Annotated in this window: 18 protein-coding genes, 1 tRNA gene and 1 riboswitch; of the genes, 9 read left to right on the top strand and 10 right to left on the bottom strand. The window is 60.5% G+C overall.

The window, feature by feature from the left end:
* Window positions 1-14: 14 nt before the first annotated feature.
* On the bottom strand, window positions 15-830 hold the full coding sequence (locus tag CRI93_RS09900; RefSeq protein ID WP_245850445.1) for a DUF6503 family protein: 816 nt from the start codon (window positions 828-830) through the stop codon (window positions 15-17).
* Window positions 827-1381 (bottom strand): DUF2911 domain-containing protein, encoded by a 555-nt coding sequence (locus CRI93_RS09895; RefSeq protein WP_098062475.1) that lies wholly within the window; start codon window positions 1379-1381, stop codon window positions 827-829. The genes CRI93_RS09900 and CRI93_RS09895 overlap by 4 nt, the downstream gene beginning before the upstream one ends.
* A 157-nt stretch (window positions 1382-1538) precedes the next feature.
* Between CRI93_RS09895 and CRI93_RS09890 the strand changes: the two genes are divergently transcribed.
* On the top strand, window positions 1539-1940 hold the full coding sequence (locus CRI93_RS09890) for an SPOR domain-containing protein (protein ID WP_098062474.1): 402 nt from the start codon (window positions 1539-1541) through the stop codon (window positions 1938-1940).
* 55 nt (window positions 1941-1995) lie between these two features.
* On the opposite strand, the gene CRI93_RS09885 is transcribed toward CRI93_RS09890, so the two are convergent.
* The gene (locus tag CRI93_RS09885; RefSeq protein WP_098062473.1) at window positions 1996-2469 is read right to left on the bottom strand and encodes a hypothetical protein; all 474 of its coding nucleotides are present in this window, start codon (window positions 2467-2469) and stop codon (window positions 1996-1998) included.
* A gap of 158 nt (window positions 2470-2627) precedes the next feature.
* Here CRI93_RS09885 and CRI93_RS09880 point away from each other — a divergent pair, with 158 nt between their 5' ends.
* The 4 genes from CRI93_RS09880 (at window position 2628) to CRI93_RS09865 (ending at window position 5979) form a co-directional block, all read left to right on the top strand.
* On the top strand, window positions 2628-2855 hold the full coding sequence (locus CRI93_RS09880) for a DUF2905 domain-containing protein (RefSeq protein WP_098062472.1): 228 nt from the start codon (window positions 2628-2630) through the stop codon (window positions 2853-2855).
* A gap of 39 nt (window positions 2856-2894) precedes the next feature.
* Complete coding sequence (locus CRI93_RS09875) at window positions 2895-4172, top strand: glucose-1-phosphate adenylyltransferase (RefSeq protein ID WP_098062471.1); 1278 nt, start codon at window positions 2895-2897, stop codon at window positions 4170-4172.
* A 108-nt stretch (window positions 4173-4280) separates the two neighbouring features.
* Window positions 4281-5507 carry a glycogen synthase gene (gene glgA / locus CRI93_RS09870; protein WP_098062470.1) on the top strand — a complete coding sequence of 409 codons (1227 nt, stop codon included), beginning with the start codon at window positions 4281-4283 and terminating at the stop codon, window positions 5505-5507.
* 112 nt (window positions 5508-5619) lie between these two features.
* Window positions 5620-5979, top strand: a complete 360-nt coding sequence (locus CRI93_RS09865; protein ID WP_098062469.1) for a hypothetical protein — start codon at window positions 5620-5622, stop codon at window positions 5977-5979.
* On the opposite strand, the gene CRI93_RS09860 is transcribed toward CRI93_RS09865, so the two are convergent.
* The 6 genes from CRI93_RS09860 to holB form a co-directional block, all read right to left on the bottom strand.
* Window positions 5965-6990, bottom strand: coding sequence for a sensor histidine kinase (locus tag CRI93_RS09860; protein WP_098062468.1), 1026 nt, complete (start codon window positions 6988-6990; stop codon window positions 5965-5967). The two genes, CRI93_RS09865 and CRI93_RS09860, sit on opposite strands and share 15 nt — an antisense overlap.
* A gap of 27 nt (window positions 6991-7017) precedes the next feature.
* Window positions 7018-7749 carry a PIG-L deacetylase family protein gene (locus CRI93_RS09855; protein ID WP_098062467.1) on the bottom strand — a complete coding sequence of 244 codons (732 nt, stop codon included), beginning with the start codon at window positions 7747-7749 and terminating at the stop codon, window positions 7018-7020.
* A 67-nt stretch (window positions 7750-7816) separates the two neighbouring features.
* Window positions 7817-8047: a (2Fe-2S)-binding protein gene (locus CRI93_RS09850; protein WP_098062466.1), complete on the bottom strand. Its 231-nt coding sequence runs from the start codon at window positions 8045-8047 to the stop codon at window positions 7817-7819.
* Window positions 8048-8080: 33 nt separating this feature from the next.
* A complete protein-coding gene (locus CRI93_RS09845) occupies window positions 8081-9226 on the bottom strand; it encodes a YncE family protein (RefSeq protein WP_098062465.1) in 1146 nt (381 codons plus the stop codon).
* A 10-nt stretch (window positions 9227-9236) separates the two neighbouring features.
* Window positions 9237-11258 (bottom strand): TonB-dependent receptor plug domain-containing protein, encoded by a 2022-nt coding sequence (locus CRI93_RS09840; protein WP_098062464.1) that lies wholly within the window; start codon window positions 11256-11258, stop codon window positions 9237-9239.
* 133 nt (window positions 11259-11391) lie between these two features.
* A riboswitch (cobalamin riboswitch) is annotated at window positions 11392-11653 on the bottom strand.
* Between the two features lie 103 nt (window positions 11654-11756).
* Complete coding sequence (holB, locus tag CRI93_RS09835; RefSeq protein ID WP_098062463.1) at window positions 11757-12941, bottom strand: DNA polymerase III subunit delta'; 1185 nt, start codon at window positions 12939-12941, stop codon at window positions 11757-11759.
* Between the two features lie 168 nt (window positions 12942-13109).
* Between holB and CRI93_RS09830 the strand changes: the two genes are divergently transcribed.
* From CRI93_RS09830 to CRI93_RS09820, 3 genes are all read left to right on the top strand, one after another.
* Window positions 13110-13183, top strand: a tRNA-Met gene (locus CRI93_RS09830).
* 543 nt (window positions 13184-13726) lie between these two features.
* Window positions 13727-15520, top strand: a complete 1794-nt coding sequence (locus CRI93_RS09825; protein WP_176521819.1) for a fasciclin domain-containing protein — start codon at window positions 13727-13729, stop codon at window positions 15518-15520.
* Between the two features lie 237 nt (window positions 15521-15757).
* Complete coding sequence (locus CRI93_RS09820; RefSeq protein ID WP_098062461.1) at window positions 15758-16501, top strand: ZIP family metal transporter; 744 nt, start codon at window positions 15758-15760, stop codon at window positions 16499-16501.
* Between the two features lie 235 nt (window positions 16502-16736).
* Here CRI93_RS09820 and CRI93_RS09815 read toward each other — a convergent pair whose 3' ends face one another.
* Window positions 16737-17537, bottom strand: coding sequence for a sugar phosphate isomerase/epimerase family protein (locus CRI93_RS09815; protein WP_098062460.1), 801 nt, complete (start codon window positions 17535-17537; stop codon window positions 16737-16739).
* 137 nt (window positions 17538-17674) lie between these two features.
* Between CRI93_RS09815 and CRI93_RS09810 the strand changes: the two genes are divergently transcribed.
* On the top strand, window positions 17675-18649 hold the full coding sequence (locus CRI93_RS09810) for a threo-3-hydroxy-L-aspartate ammonia-lyase (RefSeq protein ID WP_245850443.1): 975 nt from the start codon (window positions 17675-17677) through the stop codon (window positions 18647-18649).
* Window positions 18650-18686 lie beyond the last annotated feature (37 nt).

Genomic DNA, 18686 nt, shown 5'->3' with positions numbered 1-18686 from the left:
TGGGTTTTCTGCTGCTACGGGGCAAGAGGCCGCACGCTGATGTCGCGGAGCGCAACGGTTGAGACGCGCTCTACGGCACCGTCGGTCCACGCCTGGGGATACGCAGAGAGCGCGTCGGGACCGAGGGCAGCATCGCGGTAGTTGTGGTAGTCGGCCCAACGCACGCCGTTTACAGTGCGCACGTTGAAGGCTTCGCGGAACCGCGTGCCCTGGTCTTCGGGCGGTCCGCCCACCCCAAAGGCATACGCGAGGTAGTCCATCGCATGGGTGTCCTGGGCAAACCAGTACAGAAACACATCCTCATAGTCTTTTCCGCCCCCTTCGTCAAACGACACCGCGACGCGATGGTAGGCGGTGTTTTGTATCGTATCGGGACCGGCATAGGTGGCCTGTACGGATGGATCCTGCAGCGGATACGGTAAGAGCGCAAAATAGGCAACCGAGTTGACAGCTGTTGCCACGGTGCTTTGCTCGTCGGGGGAGAGCGTGAGGGTATCGCCCTCCACAACGCGATACACATCGGTGTTGGTCAGCCCTTCGACCACCGAGCGGCCCAGCGAATCGGTCGTAGCGCGTTCGTATCGGAATTGACCGTCGTTGCGGCGAAGCGTAAACGCATCCCCCCGAAACGTGAAGGTCACAACGGCCCGGTCAAGCCTATCGCCACCGTGGGCGGCAATGACCGTATCGAGATAGGCCTCCATGTTGGTCGCAGGGTCGGGGGCCGACGCTGTACAGCCGCTCCCTCCAACAACGAGCAGCCCTGCTACAAGGAAAGCAGCGGCGCTACGGATCCCCCAGAACCAGCATGCAGCAGCGCGATGGCTCATTCAGCGTCAGCAGTTATGATGGGAATAGGAAGGGCAGTGTCAGCCCAGTGCAGAAGCAGCGTGGCCGAGGTTTCATCGACGGCCTCGAAGGTGAAAGCCAACTGCTCGCGGAAGGTGTCGGCGCGATAGGCCTCGGCGGAGGTGCGCATGTGGTCGTCTGCCGAGTCATAGTCGTAGGCCCCCCACTGATTGGGCACAGTGTTCAGGATGACCGTCCACTGATCGTCCTCGGCTGGAATCGTGAACAGCGCATAGGTGCCCGCAGGGACGTCGTCCTCCCCAATACGCACGTCATCGGAGAAGGTAATGGTGGTGGCCTCATTGGCACCGGTGCGCCAGAGCGTGTCGTAGGGCACAAGATCGCCGAAAATGTCGCGCCCACGGACACCCGGGCGTCCGTAGGTCACGCGCACCTCGGTGGTGCCAATGGTCTGGTGGGTTTCTGCGTTGGGGCTTACGCGCGGCTCACTGTTGCTGCGGTCTTGCGCGTGGATTGGTGAAGTAAGTATAAGCAGGCCTACGAGTAGGAGACCCAGAAGACGAGTAGGCATAGTACGATCAGGTGGATACAGGAGGGAATGGCAAACAGGAGAGCGTCGTAATATGCAGCGCACACGCACGGGGATCAAGCAGCGGGAGCATAGGTTGCTGCACATGGTGCAACAATGATGCAATGCATCGGCCTCTTGTTCTGAATCGGGTGAGACTATGTGTACGCCACGTGCTGTTTTTCTGTGGGGCAGTTTGCTCGTTATAAGTATTGTGTTTGCGGGATGCCGAGCAACAGCGCCGTTGCGTGGCACCCCTGAAGCATCTGAGCCTGAGATGCCCGCCCGTGCGTTTTTCGTACAGGTGGGCATGAATTATCATCGGGCTGATGCCGAGAGCACGCGCGCAGAGGCAGTGGCGTGGTGGAGTGCGCTCGACACACCGCCTGAGCCGCTGCAGCGCTACCGCGAGCCGCCGGTACACGTAGTATGGCGCTCGCCCTACTACCGCGTGCGCATCGGGCCAGTGGCCACACGCAGCGAGGCCGACGTGGTACGCGCGTCACTGCGCGAACGCTTCGACGACGCCTTCATTGCGCGCGGCTCAAGCGAGCAGCCGTAATACCGTTTGTTGCTCATAGGAGCCTGCTGTGATCCGAGGGCTCATCCGATCACGCCTATCCAAAGAACGGGCGGATCAACTGGTTAAAGTACATGAGCACGAGGAGTACCATCCAGAGCAAGTGACCTATGCCGGTGCCAATAGCCACTTTCTTGCGAGCGCCGTCGGCAGCGTCGCTTGTGGGAGCAGTGCCGTTGCCCACGAGATCGGCCAGGGTGTTCCAGCCGGGACGAATCATGAAGAACTGCACGCCCACCAGCACCAGCATAAGCGTAAGCGCCGCGTGAAACTGCGGGCCGTACGCGGCAAATCCGCCGCTGAGGAAGAAATTGGCGTATGCGAAGACCATCGTAAGCACAATAAACCCGCTCATCCACTTCACAGTGCTACGGGCATCTTCGGCGAGGGCCGCAGCAGCGGGGCCGTCGAGCGAGAGCACCGTACGGGCCTTACTCGCCAGTCGCAAGCCCAGCCCAAACCAGGCGGATGCGGTTACGATATGTAGAACAACGAGTACAGTTTTCAGCATAGTGCGTACGGGGCGCAGGCCAGGAGAAACGATAAGCACAAGCGTACACGGAGCGTCCGCGCCAAGGTGCCGCGAAAATTCAACGAGTCATGCGAACTTCGGGACGGGCTGCGCAAAACCCAATGCAACACGACCATTCGTAACAGTCGTCATGTACGATGGACATCCCCGATCTTGCACGATTGCTAATTGGCAGCGGATTGCTGCTTGTGGCTGTAGGCGGATTGCTCTGGGCCAGTCACACCGTTATTGACTGGGGCCACCTGCCGGGCGACATCTCATTTGAAACGGGATCCATGCGGGTCTACCTGCCGCTGGGCACTATGATCGTGGCCAGCGTGATTTTAACCTTGCTCATGACCCTTCTACTTCGCATGTTACGGTAGCGCTTCTCGTCATTCCTCCCATTGCGACTGGTTTTTTCTATGAACATCTCCAAAGACGTCATTAGCGTCATTTTAGGGGGAGGTGCAGGCACGCGGCTGTACCCGCTCACCAAACTGCGCGCTAAGCCTGCCGTACCGCTGGCCGGGCGCTACCGCCTTATCGATGTACCGATCTCAACCAGTCTGAACTCGGGGATCGAGCGCATCTTTGTGCTCACACAGTTCAACTCCGCGAGCCTGAACCGCCACATTGCACGGGCGTACCGCTTCGATCGCTTCAGCAACGGCTTCGTGACGATGCTGGCCGCTGAGCAGACCCCGGCCTCGAAAGACTGGTTTCAGGGCACGGCGGATGCGGTGCGTCGTAGCCTTGACCACATGGAAGGCTACAAACACAAGCAGGTGCTCATCCTGTCGGGGGATCAGCTCTACTCGATGGACTACGCCAAAATGCTGGCGCATCACCAGGAAACCGGGGCAGACATCACCATTGGCACCATCCCGGTAACCGCCGAGCAGGCGCCTGCGTTTGGCATCCTGAAGACCAACGAGGACCAGATCATCACCGAGTTCTCGGAAAAGCCCGCCGCCGACGAACTCGACGGCAAGAGCAGTCCGGTTTCTGCAGAAATGGAGGCCGAAGATCGCGTCTATCTTGCCTCGATGGGTATCTACATCTTCGACCAGGGGCTGCTGCGTGACATGCTCGACGCCTACCCCGACGACCACGACTTTGGCCACGGCATCATTCCACGTGCGATCGATTCGCATCGCGTGGCCAGCTATCCGTTTAGCGGCTACTGGAGCGACATTGGAACCATTAAGTCGTTCTTTGAGGCCAACATGATGCTGGCGAAAGACCAGCCGGACTTCGACCTGTACGATCCCGACCGTCCGCTCTACACAAACGCACGTATGCTGCCGCCTGCCAAGGTGCAGAGCTCGTACGTGCAGAACTCGCTGATTGCTGAGGGGAGCATCATCACCAACAGCCAGATTACCAGCTCGGTGGTGGGCATTCGGTCGTACATCGGCGAAAACACGACCATCAAAAACGCGGTGCTCATGGGGGCCGATCATTACGCGTGGCAGACCGATCAGGGCCTGGGCCGCCGCGAGGGACCATCGCAGCCGGGCATTGGCGAGGAGTCGTATATCGAAGGGGCCATTATCGACAAGAACGTGTCGATTGGCAAAAACTGCGTCATCAAAAACCGTGACGACATCGAGGAGGCCGAAGGCGAGAACTACATGATTCGCGACGGTATCGTGGTCATCCCCAAGAATACGGTGATCCCTGACGGCACCATCATTTAAGCGATGCGGATGATACGGGGCGCGGCACCTATGTTCACCATGCCGCGTGCCCCGTGCATCCCCCGGCCACCTTCTCCCTATTTTTCTGGATTCGACGTACGTATCTGTATGAATATTGTCATCTTGACGAATGAGTATCCGCCCAACGTATACGGCGGCGCGGGCGTGCATGTGGAGTACCTGACCCGCGAAATGGCGGCTGCCGATGACGGCGAGCACCATGTGCAGGTGCTTAGCTTTGGCGATCAAGACGTAGACCAGGGCAACCTTGAGGTGCAGGGCGTCACCGCGCCCGATATTCCAAACCAGGACCCGCGCCACGCGAAGTTTTTGGATGCGATGGCGCGCAACGTCATCATGGCGGGCTCGGTGCAAGAGGCCGACATTGTGCACGGGCACACCTGGTACTCGCACCTGGCCGGATGCCTGGCCAAGCAGCTCACGGGGGCCAAGCTGGTGCTTTCTACGCACTCGCTGGAGCCGCATCGTCCGTGGAAGATCGAGCAGCTGGGCACAGCCTACCACGGATCGAGCTGGGTGGAGCGCACCGCTTACGAGAATGCCGATGGCGTAGTGGCCGTGTCGTCAGCCATGCAAGACGATGTGCACGACCTGTACGACGTGCCGCGTTCGCGCATCCGCACCATCTACAACGGCATCGACATTGACCAGTACCAGCCGCGCCACAACGATGAGGTGCTCCGCAAGCACGATGTAGACCCGGAACAACCGTTTGTGCTGTTTGTGGGGCGCATTACGCGGCAGAAGGGCATCTTGCACCTGGTGCGTGCCATCCACGACATGGACGACGACGTGCAGGTGGTGCTCTGCGCCGGTGCCCCCGACACCGACGAGATTGCTGCGGAGATGACCGCGCTCGTTGAAGAGGCACAGGCGGAGTCCGGCAACCGCGTGGTGTGGATCGACGAGATGCTACCCAAGGATGAGGTCATCACGCTCTACTCGCATGCTACGCTGTTTGTGTGTCCGTCGGTGTACGAGCCATTTGGCATCATCAACCTGGAGGCTATGGCCTGCCATACGCCCGTCGTAGCCTCTGCCGTAGGCGGCATTCCTGAGGTCGTCGTAGATGGCGAAACGGGTCTGCTTGTGTCGTTTGATGCGCAAGAAGGCGACGACTTCGACCCGAAAGATCCGGATGCCTTTGCTGCCGACCTGGCTGAGGGCGTCAACACGCTGTTGGCCGATCCGGAGCGCCGTGCTTCGATGGCGGAAAAAGCCCGCGAACGCGTGGTGCAGCAGTTTAGCTGGACAGCCATTGCGGAGCAAACACTGGACTTCTATCGCGACCTGCTGGATGACACCGTGTCGTAGGAACGTGTAGATTCTCTTTCCACCATCCCTTGGGGACGCATCGCTATGCGTCCCCGTCTGCTTTAATGATGGCCCCGATCTTGATTCAACAACTATAGTTGCACCTACCATTATGACCGAACTGCTTGAGTTTCTGGGCACATACTGGTGGATACTGATTGTACTAATCGTGTTTGTGTATAGCGCCTTTGAGGAGTGGCTGGAGTTCAAAACCGAACAGCGCAAGATTGGCGCATCTGCTGAGGAAACCGAGGAGAAAATTGATGCGCTGCGTAGCGAGTGTAAGGCCGAACGCGAGCGCCTGAACCGGCGCATCCAACACCTGGAGACGATCGTAACGAGCGAGGCATGGGACCGGGCTCACAGTGATCGCGCATCGCAAGAGCCACTACTCGACGATATGGACTCCAAAGACCGGTCTTCCCAAGAAGAAAAGGCCGAGCGTCTGGCGCAACGCCTACGCAACCGGTAGCACAAAGGTAAACGTGGAGCCTTCGCCCACGGTGCTTTCCACGTGCAATTGGACATCGTGCGCACTCAAGATGTGCTTTACAATCGACAGGCCCAGCCCCGATCCGCCCTGGTGACGCGAACGGCTCTTGTCCACACGGTAGAAGCGCTCGGTAAGCCGGTTTAAGTGGCGCTCGGGGATGCCAATGCCGTTGTCTTGCACCAACACCTGTACCGCTTCACCCTGGCGTTGGGCCGATACCGCCACGTATCCCCCCGACTCGTTGTACTTAATCGCGTTGTCAATAAGATTGACGAGGACCTGGCGGATGCGCTCGCGGTCGCCCCGTACCGCAGGAAGCGCCTTGGGCTCTGTGGCCTGGCGCAGCGAAACATCTTTCTGATCGGCTTTGGGAAGTAGCGTTTCGGTTACCTCACGCATCAGCTCGCCAAGGTCGAAACGCGTCATTTCTATCTCCATGGTGCCAGTTTCAAGGCGAGCAATTTCGGAGAGGTCGCGCGCCAGACGGTCGAGCCGGTTGGCGTTGCGGATAATCTTCTGCAGGAAGGTGCGGTTGACCTTGGGGTCGCTGAGCGCGCCGTCGGAGAGCGTCTCTGCAAAGCCCTGGATGGAGAAGATCGGCGTTTTGAGCTCGTGAGATACGTTGCCGATGAACTCGCGCCGATAGCTCTCCATGCGGCGCATGTCATCGATCTCACGGTTCAGCATCTGCCCGGTGCGATGCAGTTCCCAGATCAAGCCATCGAGCTCGTCGCCGCGAGGCGAGGGGCTGGTGCCCAGTTCGTCGAACTGGTGAGCGCGCACCTGTTTCAGAAGCGAGTGGATCGTGCGCAGGCGCGCGTGCAGCATCCACCACGCGGCGCCATACGTAGCCAATCCTACAGCCAGCAGGCTGCCGATACTGCCCCAGACCGAGCCTCCAAGCGCCAGTGCGATAAGTCCGGCAACCCCCGCTGCCAGTGCAGCGATCTTAAAGGCCAGCCACGAGAAGTAGCGCGCAGGAGCAACCATAGCCCAGTCGACAGCAGATGCAGCAGGTCAGGAGGAGCCAAGAGGCAGCTGAGCGGGCAAATGAGCCGTCAGGTCAGTAAGACGAGGCGTGGGTGCTTCACGGAAGCATTCAAAGCACACCCCGTTGCGCACGGTTTCGAGCGGACGGTGTTCTTCGATGACGGGCGCGTAGGTTTCATAGCACTGAAGGGCTGCCTGCGCCGTTGAAAAGGCCTCCTCATCCACCGGCACTACGCAGTCAATGGCTTCGTCGGACGAGGCCTGTAGATGATCGGGACGCGGGGCGTCGTTCTCGCACAGTGTGAAAAAGGCGAGCCGCCGCACGGGGACCTCGTTCGTTGACACGGCGCTGCATACCACGCGTTTAACTACGGCGTGCGTAACGAGGTGGTCGGGGTGCCCGCTTACACCGTGCACCGCATAGGTAGCAACCACATCGGGCTGCAGGCGCACCAGGTGCTGCATCACCACGTCTTCGATATCGAGCGGCGACAGGTTGGCAAGCTCGCCATCGGGCAGATCCAGCACGTTAAGCGACGACAGGTCGAGGGCTTCGGCTACGTGCTGCATCTCACCAAACCGGACCGCCCCCATCTCTTCTTTGCTCAGGCCCAGCCGGTGGCGCTGCTGGGTGGCCTCACCGCGGGTCAGCGTAAGCACATGCACATCGTGCCCTTGCGCACGCTGCCGGGCCAGCGCAGGAGCCGGCCCGAAGCTTTCATCATCGGGGTGCGGAAAGATGTATAGCAGTGTGGCCATGAGCGCAAAGCGTCAGCAATGAAAACATCGGATCGACCTGATGCACGGCGCATTGGCCATGAAAGGTTCACGTTGGCGCTCCCGACCGGGCAGGTTCATCATCATCTTCAATGATCTGATGAAACGTAACCTGCCCGGTACGCAGCATGCGGCGTACGTAAGGATGGCAGAGGCCGCAGTTGTGTCCAAAGCAGACATGCGCCTGCAGGGCGTCTACCGTGTTGGCCCCAGTGCGTTGGGATACGCGGTGGAGCCGATCAAACGGCACATCGTAGCAGTAGCAGCGGTCAACGGTCATAACGAGACGACACGCCAAGTAGGAGGAAACACGTTACCCATCCTGCTCGCCCTGCGTGATGCGCAGTGCAATGTGGCCAGGCGCAATCCCTGCTTCGTACGATTCGATTTCGGCGCCACTGCTTTCGTGCACCGTCACCGTACCCGCCGCGCCAAATGGATTGACCGGATCGGGACGCCCCAGATAGATCAGTTCGTTAACGGCATCAAACGCAATCGCACCGATCGGGGGGCCGTCGACCTGGATGTCGGAGCGCTCGCCGTTGAGCGTGCTGTACAGCACAACGGTGTTGTCTTCGAGCACCGCAAAGAGCGTATTGCGCAGCCGCGAGTAGAACGTCCGTTGCTGCGAGCTCGCTGATGTAAGCTGCCCGGCGAGGTCTTCGCGGTCAAGAATGCTTCCATCGCCACTATTGCCTGCGGGGTCAATGACGAGGAGGGCTCCATTCGTTTCTTCGATCACGTTGAAGTCATCGTCGTAGACCGTAGCACCACTGCAGGCCACCGCCAGCAGGCCCTGTCTTGTAACGTATGGGCGGCGCGGGGCGTCGCATTCGGGGTCGATTGTACCTGCAATGGTATGGTCGCCTGTAATAGGATTACCGAGGGGACGACTGATTTCTATAATTTGGCCATCGACGTTGCCGGTGGCTACAAACAAGCTACTGGACGTGCCCGTAATGCCTTCGGGGTTGGCATCCAGCGTAATGGTATCCACAATCTCGCGCTCGCCCAGGTCAATGATGTAGACCGCCGGATCGGTATCGTCGCTGTAGCTCTGACTGGTTACATAGGCCACCCGACCATCCGAAATAGCGTAGCGTGGGTTCGGAATGCCCGTGACTTGGCCCAGTTGGTTCCGGGTCTCCAGATCGAACACGCCAAGCGTGCCGGTTTCCCCAAAGACGGTTAGCAACTGGTTGTCGAGCAGAATGTGACTCTGGATGTAGGAGGAAAAGGTGCTCGTGTTCGACACCGTCTCCTCTTCGGGATTGATGAAGGTAAAGCTGCTGTTTTGGGCGCCGAACGCTCCTGCGTTGGCGACGGCCACATCTGTGGTCCGGGCTGTGATGGCATCATCTTGCGAGACGCCGAAATCACATCCGGTAAGCCAGAGCGTGGCAGCCAGAAGCAGCGTATACACAGAAAGCAGGCGCACAGGGCGCGTAGAAGTAGTCATAAGGTCAAGATTACAGCGTGATACGAAGCGAAAACGTGCCATGTCGGGGCGGCACGGGCTGATTATTTTGCAGGGTGTAGTTCGTGTTTAGGGCGTTGTGGATGCGAAGGCGCAGTTCCACACGAAGCGGATCCCACTGTTGGGCAAGACGCACCTGTGCGCTGGTAGTTAGATAGCCGTCCTTGCGCTGACTACCGTCGCTGGCTGTAAGCTGTGCTCCTATGTACTGCGCACTGGCATCCAAATGAAGCGGGCCCGCATGTAGGGTTGCATACGGTTTAACAGTAACCCGTGGTACGTAAGGCAACTGCTGATTGTACGACGACGTTTCGGGGGAAGAGCGATCGAGGGCCTCGGTGTACGTGGCGCGAAGTCCGGTTGTGAATTGAAGTCCGGCACCGGGTGTCCAGCGCGTGGCGGCATCGCCTTCGAGGCCGCGGGTCCGTACGCGCTGGACGTTACGCGGCGACCATACCCCCTCGACCGGGCGCCATTGAATGCGGTCGGTATGCCACTGCTGGTAGGCGGTCCCCTCCACATGGTACCCGTTGCGCGCCCACCGAGCGCTCGCATCGATGCTCCAGCCGTGCTCTGGGCGCAGGTCGGGCACACCGCCGGGCTGCCAGTATCGATCGTTGAGGGTCGGCATACGGAAGGAGCGTCCGGCATGGACTTTCAGGCGCAGGGCGTCGTATCCGCCAATTGGTTTCCAGTTGGCACCCAGGCGCGGGGCGGTGGCTACGCGGGCCGTGCCGTCGGATACGCGGTACGCATCCACGCGCAGGGCCGGGTAGAGGCGCAGGCGGTCGCGCGTCCAGATGGCACTTACGACGCCCCCAAGCTGCTGCTGATGGGCATTGCTACGCAGGCTGGGATGCGTAGCCCAGCTGCTTTCTGCGGAGAGGCTCCCGTTGAGCATCCAGCGGGAGCGGACAGGGCCTTCCCACTCGGCCTCGGTACGGGCTACGTAGGTGCGACCTATGTCGTTGGTGGTACGATCGGGGTCCTGATAGCGGATGCCGTCGTACTGGCCGAACGCACGCGCGGTGAGCGTGCCGTTGCCCACGGGCCACCGGTAGTGTCCCCACACGCGCATGGAGCGGTCGCGCTGCCGTTCGTTGCTACGCGTAAGACTACTTGTGCCCGGGAGGCCCCGATTGGCCGCGTTTGCCAGCACCGACACGCGGGCCCGATCCGATGCTGCCCGGCGCAGGGTGGCATAGGCGCTGTACTGGGTTCGATCGGCATTGTCGCGGCGCACCGTTTCAGGCGGAAAGAGCGCATCGTCGGTGTAGGGAAAGTCGCCGGTGCGCTGTTGATAACTCGCGGTAGCCGCCCACGCCCAACCGCCCAACCGATCGCCAAGCAGCAGGCGTCCGCCCCGTTCACCAAATGCGCCCACCGTGGTCGTCAGCGCTGCGGTGGGCTCGGTGGGAGCACGCGTGCGCAGATGGACGGCCCCACCCATGCCGTCGCTGCCATACAGCGGAGCCGCCGGGCCATGCATCACCTCAGCAGACTGAAGCAGGGCCGTCGGCAGCAGCGACAGGTCGGTTTGGCCAAGCTGTGGGTTTGCGATGCGGTGGCCGTCGAGCAAGACCAAGGTTTGGGCAGCGCCCCCACCGCGTGTAGACGGACTGGCCAGCCCGTATGCACTGGCCCGACGAATATGCAGGCTGGAGCGCTGCTCCAAGAGGTCGGCCACGGTGCTACCGCCCGTTGCTGCAATGGCCGCCGAGTCGATGGTGCTAATGTTGGCCGGGGCGTTGTGCGCCGTTGTGGGGATGCGCGTGGCCGTTACCGTAAGCGCAGGCAACTCCTCGGCCCATGCCAGTGAGTCATGCTTCGACGATCGCGTAGTGTCGGTGTGGGTCGTGTCGGTGGAAGAGGGGAAGATACGCGCAGAAGACGAAGCCCGCGCATCCCCCTGAACGGATAGCGAAGGAACGCAGAGCAACAGCCCAAGGCAAAGCACGAGCACGCCGCGCAGGCTGTAAGAAGAGGCAATATGCTGTGGAGACCAGAGGGCCATGCCGCGTGTGGATACGGGAGGGCCGTCGCCACAGACCGGACCGAGGTGCTCATGGGCACCCGACTGCACGCAGCGTTCTGCTGGCGCGCTACCGGAAGAGGCCACCGCCGCTCCCTCTATTCCCGGAGGAAGGTGACGTTGCACGCATCAGGCAGGTCTCCTGGCTTGCCACGATGCCCGGCAGAGTGCGGGGCAAGAACACGGGCGGCACCAACCCAGGTGCAGGGTCGACTCTTCCCACCTCGTAAGGCAGTGAGTTCGACACGCTCGTGTAAACGTGGCTTCACAGTTGCGGGTACAGCTCTCGCTTCGGCACCCAATCAGCTTCCGGGGCCGTACGAGATTCCCTTTTCATTGCCGCTGTGCGGCGGCAAACCTGGTGCGAGGCCATGCACAAGCGTATAGGACGTCTTGTGCAGGTAGAATCAACATACAGCAAAAGGATGAAGAGTATCCACTGGTTCACCGAATACGAACGCGATTCGGTATGGCACTGGGCTACGCTGTGCGCAGGGCATCGGTCAGGGCCTGCTCGGGCAGGGGTTGATACACCGGCGTGCTGGATGCACCATGCATCGCCGTTCGCAGTTGCAGCGCCAGCGTCATGAGCACAAGGCGCGTGCGTACGTTGCGTCCCACAAGATGGAGCGCCTCCTCAACCCGGGCCACCATGGCCTGGAGATCGGCATCGGGGAGGCGGGTGCAGAAGTTGGCTACCGCCTCGGCCTGGTCGATGTTAACGAGCGGGGCCTCATCCCCAAGGGTCTGGTACAGCATGAGGTCGCGAATCCACCGGACCATAAGACGCAGCACGCTCTTTGTGCGCTCGCGCCCCAGGTTGGCAATGGCATCAATTCGCTCGTTGAGGGGGGCCACCTTGCACGTGTAGGAAGCACGCAGAAAGTTGAGCACGAGCGTGCGACTTTCGCGCAGATAGGTGCTTTCGGTAAGCTGCAGCGCGCGGCTGTACGAACCATCGGCCATGCGAGCGAGCATGGAGGCCTCTTCGGGCGCCACGTTTTCGCGGTCGTGTAGCGCCTGGGCAATGGCATCAGGCGAAAGCGGGTCGAAGCGCACCTTCTGGCAGCGCGACACGATGGTGGGCAGCATCTGGTCGACGCGGCTGCTGGTGAGGATGAACACTGTCTGGTCGGGCGGCTCCTCCAGCACCTTCAAGAAGGCATTGGCTGCAGAGGCGTTCATGTACTCGGCATCGGTAAGGAGCGCAATCTTGTACGCGCCCTCGCCCGGATGAAACGTCATAGGCCGCACCACCTCCTCTTTCATGCGGTCGATGTGGTACATGACCTGCTTGTTCGAGGTCTTCTCGGGGTCATCGAGCGAGGGGCGGCGCACATAGTCGACGGGCGCGTAGGGCGACTCGCCGAGCCGTTTGATGCGCTGGCCCACATCGTCGTCGGAGGTGCCTTTGGGGTACGGGAAGAAGACGTGCACATCGGGATGCACCATGCGGCGCGTTTTCTGGCAGGCGGAGCAGGCGTCGCAGGCCTCCTCGGTTTGCTCGGTACACTGCAGCGCGCGGGCCAACTCAAGGCCGGCTGCTACAGTGCCGGTGCCTTTGGGGCCGTGGAACAGGTACGCATGCGGCACGCGCTTGCGCGAAAGGGTGCGGTGAAGCATGTCCACCACGCGCGCCTGTCCGATGAGGTCTGACCAAGCCATGTGCGGGCCGGGGATTGTTGCCAAAGCCAATGGGCTTGTATAATACGAGGCAGCCTGCACGAATGGAACCCCCATGCGCATCTCCCCGAACCACTCACTTCTTCTTCATGGCATGGCGTGGAACCATGGGAGCGCATTCTATCATAGAATAGGACTGCAAATTACAATGGCGCGGTAGCTCAGATGGTTAGAGCGTCGGATTCATAACCCGGAGGTCGACGGTTCAAATCCGTCCCGCGCTACATTGGTCTACATACAGAAGAACCGCTCTTGAGCACCGCTAAACTCCGGTTTGGTGGTGCTTTTTGCTTTTTTAGAGCTGATTGTTTTTCAGAACTGAGCTATCTATGCAATTAGAACCGAGGAAGGCTCGGCTCTTTTCTTCGCTTTAACATCAACAAAGCATGAGAAACTTCTAACACGGCTTTCACTTCATAGATATCGTAAGCAGTGTGCACTCACGGAGAACTGAACGTAGTGTACATGCTTGACCGAGCCAATCCTCTATCTGTGGTGTGACGAAGCGTAGCTGGCTCCATTCTGCTACTTTCTGTACGCCAATCGTTTAACATGTGCACACAGCGTGTTCTGTGTAGGTTCACTGCTTTTCTACAATCTCTCTGCCTCGTGCAGAGGCACGATACGCAGCGCGTAGCTATGTTTTGGCGCACTGTGTCTTTTAACATGTTTACGTCCCGTTCTGGGACGTGTCCCCCGTTTCTTCTTATCAACATCGCCGTATCATGCAAATGTTTAACCCAACAACCAGCAGGCTTTTTCCGCTCATGCTTGCTGCAACGCTTCTAATGAGCCTTTCAGCGTGCGACTCTGACGAGATCCCGACGGATGTCGATCCAGTCGATCGAACTGCCGCTGAACTTGTCGAAGAGGCTGACTTTCTTTCTACGCTCGAAACGGCTGCCAGTGAGTCGGATGCCAGCTTGCTCGAAACGCTTGGACAGAGCGAGCCGCTCACGGTGTTCGCCCCCGGAAACCCTGCTTTTGAAAATTGGGACGTCGAGGGGCTGCTGGCCAACCCGACACTGCTCACCGATGTGATTCGGTACCACGTAGTAGACGAATCGTTTACAACCGGCGATCTGGGTGAAGGTCAAACACTTGCCTCGCTCCAGGGCACTGAGCTGTCGGCATCAGCCGGTAGTGTAAACGGAGTGGGCTACTTCCGCATTGACCAGGATGTGACCAACGGAACGGTTCACATTGTTAACAACCTGCTGTTCAGTAATCGCACGATTGCTGAGCGGGCCGAGTTTTTCCTTCCTGCGAATGCATTTTACAATGCGCTTGAGGAGTACGAGCTCACGGCAGCCCTGAACGACCCGGCAGACGACCTTACGGCCTTTGTACCTACGGAAGCTTCGCTGGCGGGGCTGGCTCCGCTCGTTCAGGACCAAGACCTGACGGATGCCGACGTGACTGAAATTCTGCAGTATCATCTGCTGACCGAGTCGGTTTCGGCTGGTGAACTGGTTACTGCGCTCTCCGAAAACAACGATACGTTTACTGCTGAGACGGTGCAAGGCGAAGACCTCGTCTTCACGGCAGTACGTGCCGAGCCTGAAGAAGGCGAAGAGCAAGGCGAACTGACAGGCATCACGATTAATGGGGGCCAGGCCTCGATTGACCTTGGCAACGTCGACCTCGGCTCCACCAACGGCGTGTCGCACTTCATTTCCGGACTTCTACTTCCGGAAGCGTATCGCCCCGACGCTACCGAAACCATCGCATCGACCGACGGCCTCGGCACGCTCTCTGCTGCACTTGGCGCAACCGGTCTCGATGCTACGCTTGGCGATCGCAGTGCAGTCTTCACGGTCTTCGCGCCGAGCGACGATGCGTTCAGTGCATACGACGTGGACTACCTCCTCGCGAACACTGATCTGCTGAGCGAGGTGCTCACCTATCATGTGGTCGGAGGGCAGGAGCTGCCGGCATCGGCCCTTGAGGAAGGTGCGCTACCAACCGTGCAGGGCGACGAGATCACCGTTTCATTTGGTGAAGAAGACGCCGTGTTTGTCAACAGCGCGCAGGTTACGCAGACGGATCTGTCTGCCGTGAACGGAGTGGTGCATGTGCTGGATGACGTGCTGCTGGAGAACCAGCCGGTCAGCCTGCAGCTGCGCGCGCTGCTTGCTACGCGCACGCTCTATGACAACCTCGCCAATGCTGAGCTCGACGGAGCGGTCGATGGCGGCGACCTCACGGTGTTTGCGCCGACCAACGATGCCTTTGAAGGCTCCGGATTCCAAGAGCTGACGTTTAACGAGCGCTCCGAAGCGCTGCAGTACCACGTGCTGCCAAGTGCGGTCGACTCGGCTACGCTGATCGATGCGCTTGAGGCCGACGACACGTTCACAACCGAGACGCTGCAAGGCGAAGACATCGTCTTTACCGCTGAGCGCGACGAAGATGGAGCGCTTACCGGCATCACGATTAACGATGGGCAAGCGTCCATCGACCTGAGCAACGTGGATATCGAGGCGGAAAGCAGCTTCATCCACCTCATCGACGGCGTGCTGCTTCCGCCGAGCTTCACAGAGGACGGAGATAACGCCTAACTCCCGCCCTGTGTAGCCGATACACAGGCCATACACAACAACGTGCTCCATTGGCACGTGCAGCCAGCTGGGCCATTCGGGTCCCGGCTGGCTTTTTTTGTTGGATACATTGCGTAAACCGAGGCACGGAGTAACTCAGCAATGTTGAAGGACAGGCAACCTGCTGAAAATCTATTGCGTTAGGGACAACGCGCAGATTGAAAACACGAAATCTATCTCGTAGCCGTCACGGAGCCTATGGAGCTTCCTCCCAGCCTACTTACCGTATTCATTGCTGCGTTCATCACAGCGGTAACGACCGGACTCGGGGCGCTGCCGCTTGCGCTGATGGATCGCGTGGAAAAGCGGTGGCTGGGTATCGGGGCTGCGGTGGCATCGGGGCTCATGCTGGCGGCCAGTCACAGCCTGATCGAGGAGGCGAATGCGATTGGCGCGTGGCGCGGACTGGCAGGCGCCGCCAGCGGACTGGTGCTCATTGCGCTTTCGAATGCGTGGCTGGAGCGCCGTAACACGCCCGATGTCGGCGAACTGCGCGGGGCGGATGCCCGGAAGGCCCTCCTCATTCTGGGCGTGATGACGGCGCACTCGTTTGCCGAGGGCGTCGGTGTGGGCGTATCGTACGGCGGCGGGAGCGATCTGGGCGTGTATATCACTGCTGCCATTGCGGTGCACAACATTCCCGAGGGCCTTGCCATTGCTCTGGTTCTGGTGCCGCGCGGCATGTCGGTGTGGAAGGCCAGCGCGTGGGCGGTGTTCACCAGCCTGCCGCAGCCGCTGATGGCAGTTCCATCTTATCTGCTCGTGGCCACCTTCGAGCCGTTCCTGCCCGTGGGATTGGGCCTGGCGGCGGGGGCCATGATCTGGATGGTCTTTGCTGAACTGCTCCCCGACACGCGCGAGCACCTGAGTCCGGCCCAGGTGGGCACGACCATCGTGCTCGCGTTCCTGGCGATGATGGCGTTTCAGCTTGTCCTGCACTGATTGTGGTGCTACTGAACAACCGCGTCCGCACCGCCTCCCAAAACGTCATCCTGAACTTGATTCAGGATGACGTTTACCTTGTACCACCTCACGAATCCCGTCTGATATTCAAAGTTGGCGAGGGCTGCCTACGCTGGATCCTGGATCGGCTACGCCGTCCAATCCTGGTTTGGTGGCGTCTTTTGTTGGTTTTGTAGTGTAGTGGGGACACGGTGCGCCCAGACCAGCGGGTTCGCTACCCCGCGCGCTGCACGCGGCCCAGCAGGCGAATGAGCGCGGTGGCGCTGCGCAGCCCGGCCTTCGGGCGCGGCTCGGCGTACACCTCAAGGCTAATTGGCCCCTGAAAGCCAGCAGCATGTAGCGTTTCCAACTGTGCTGTCCAGTCGATATCGCCCGCGCCGAAGATCGTATCGTTCCACTGGCCCTGTTCGATGCGTCCGTCGCTGCATCGCACCATGGTGATGCGCCCGGCAAGCGTGTCGAGTCCGGCATGCGGATCTTCGCCCGCCCGGAGCGCCGCCGCAGGGTCCCACACCGCCTGTACGTTGGCGTGGTCAACCAGCGCGAGCAAGAGGGCCAGGTCTTGCCCGGTGGGACACAGCGACGACAGATCGTTCTTTACACCGACAATCACATCCTTCGCAGCGGCCTTTTCGCCGGCCTGGCGCAGCGCATCGGCGGCGGTGTCGAGGGCGGTGTCGGCATCATTGGGGGTGGCGGCAAACGGATCGATCACGAAGCGCGGGCATCGCATGCGCTGGCAGAAGCTGAGCACCTCGGGCAGACGTGCCAGGTCGTTTAGCCACATCATGCGGTCGTGCACCGGGCCGCCAAATAGCGCCGGGGCTACGCTGCTCAAGAGAAACTCGCTCGCCTCCAACTGCTGACGAATCTGCGGCTCGTTGACGTCGGGCACGCGGTCGTCGGGGCCGCCCACGGTGCGGAGCTCTACCCCCTGCAAGCCCCACAGCTGCGTGTAGTGCAAGGCGCGGCCCAAATCGGGCGTAACGGTGTCGGTGAGCCAAACGGGAATCATAAGGCAGGCGGTGGGTGGATGACAAGACAAGCCGCCTGCTCAACGAGAGCCATTCGGGCGTGTTCGGGCGAACTCTGGGTGCGCATCGGCATTCGGTAGGATGCGCTATGTGTTGTCTCCCCCAACATCCTGTTTCTATGTCGCCTGACGCTGCCCTCGACGCTGTTACCTTCACCGACGTTGCCAAAGCGGCGACCCGTCTACGCGGAGTCGTACACGAAACGCCGGTGCACACGTCGCGCTCGCTCAACGAGCGGTTGGATGCGGAGGTCTTCTTGAAGTGCGAGAATCTGCAGCGCATTGGCGCCTTCAAGATTCGCGGCGGATACAACGCGCTCAGCCGCCTATCGCCGGAGCAGAAAGCAGGCGGCGTCATTGCGTACTCGTCGGGCAACCACGCGCAGGCGGTGGCGCTGTCGGGGCAGTTGCTGGGCATCGACACGACGATCTTGATGCCGGAGAATGCGCCTACCGTCAAGCTGGAGGCTACGCGCAGCTACGGGGCCGAGGTGGTGACCTACGATCCCGAGAAAACCGTCCGCGAGGAGTACGGCGCGGAGCTGGCCAAGGCACGCGGCCTTACGCTCGTGCCGCCGTACGACCATCCGCACGTCATTGCCGGGCAGGGCACGGTGGGTTGGGAGCTTCTGCAGCAGGTCGATGACCTGGATGTGCTGCTTGTGTGCTGCGGAGGCGGCGGCATGCTGTCGGGATGCGGCATTGCGGCGTCGGTCCTGCAGCCGGACTGCACCGTCATTGGGGTGGAGCCGGAGGCGGGCGACGATGCCACGCGTTCGTTTCACACGGGCACCTTGCAGTCGGTGCACAACCCCGACACCATCGCTGATGGTGCGCGCACGCCGTCGCTGGGCGAGTACACGTTCCCGCTCGTGCATCACTACGCCGACGACATGGTGACCGTGCCCGACAGTGCCATCATCGACGCGATGCGCTTTGTGTGGACGCGCATGAAACTCGTGACAGAGCCTACGGGCGCGCTGGCGCTGGCGGCGCTCTTTTCCGGAGCTGTGACAGGTGACGGACGGCGAATCGGCGTCACGGTAAGTGGCGGCAATGTGGATCTGGCACGGGCTGCGGAGCTGATGGCGTAGCGCGCTTGCTCTGCCGCCGCTGCTCTGTATCCCCCTA

The organism is Longimonas halophila (genome assembly GCF_002554705.1).
Taxonomy (GTDB): Bacteria; Bacteroidota; Rhodothermia; order Rhodothermales; family Salinibacteraceae; genus Longimonas; species Longimonas halophila.
The sequence above is the reverse complement of the archived record's forward strand: the minus strand, read 5'-3'. Positions and strand labels throughout refer to the sequence as shown.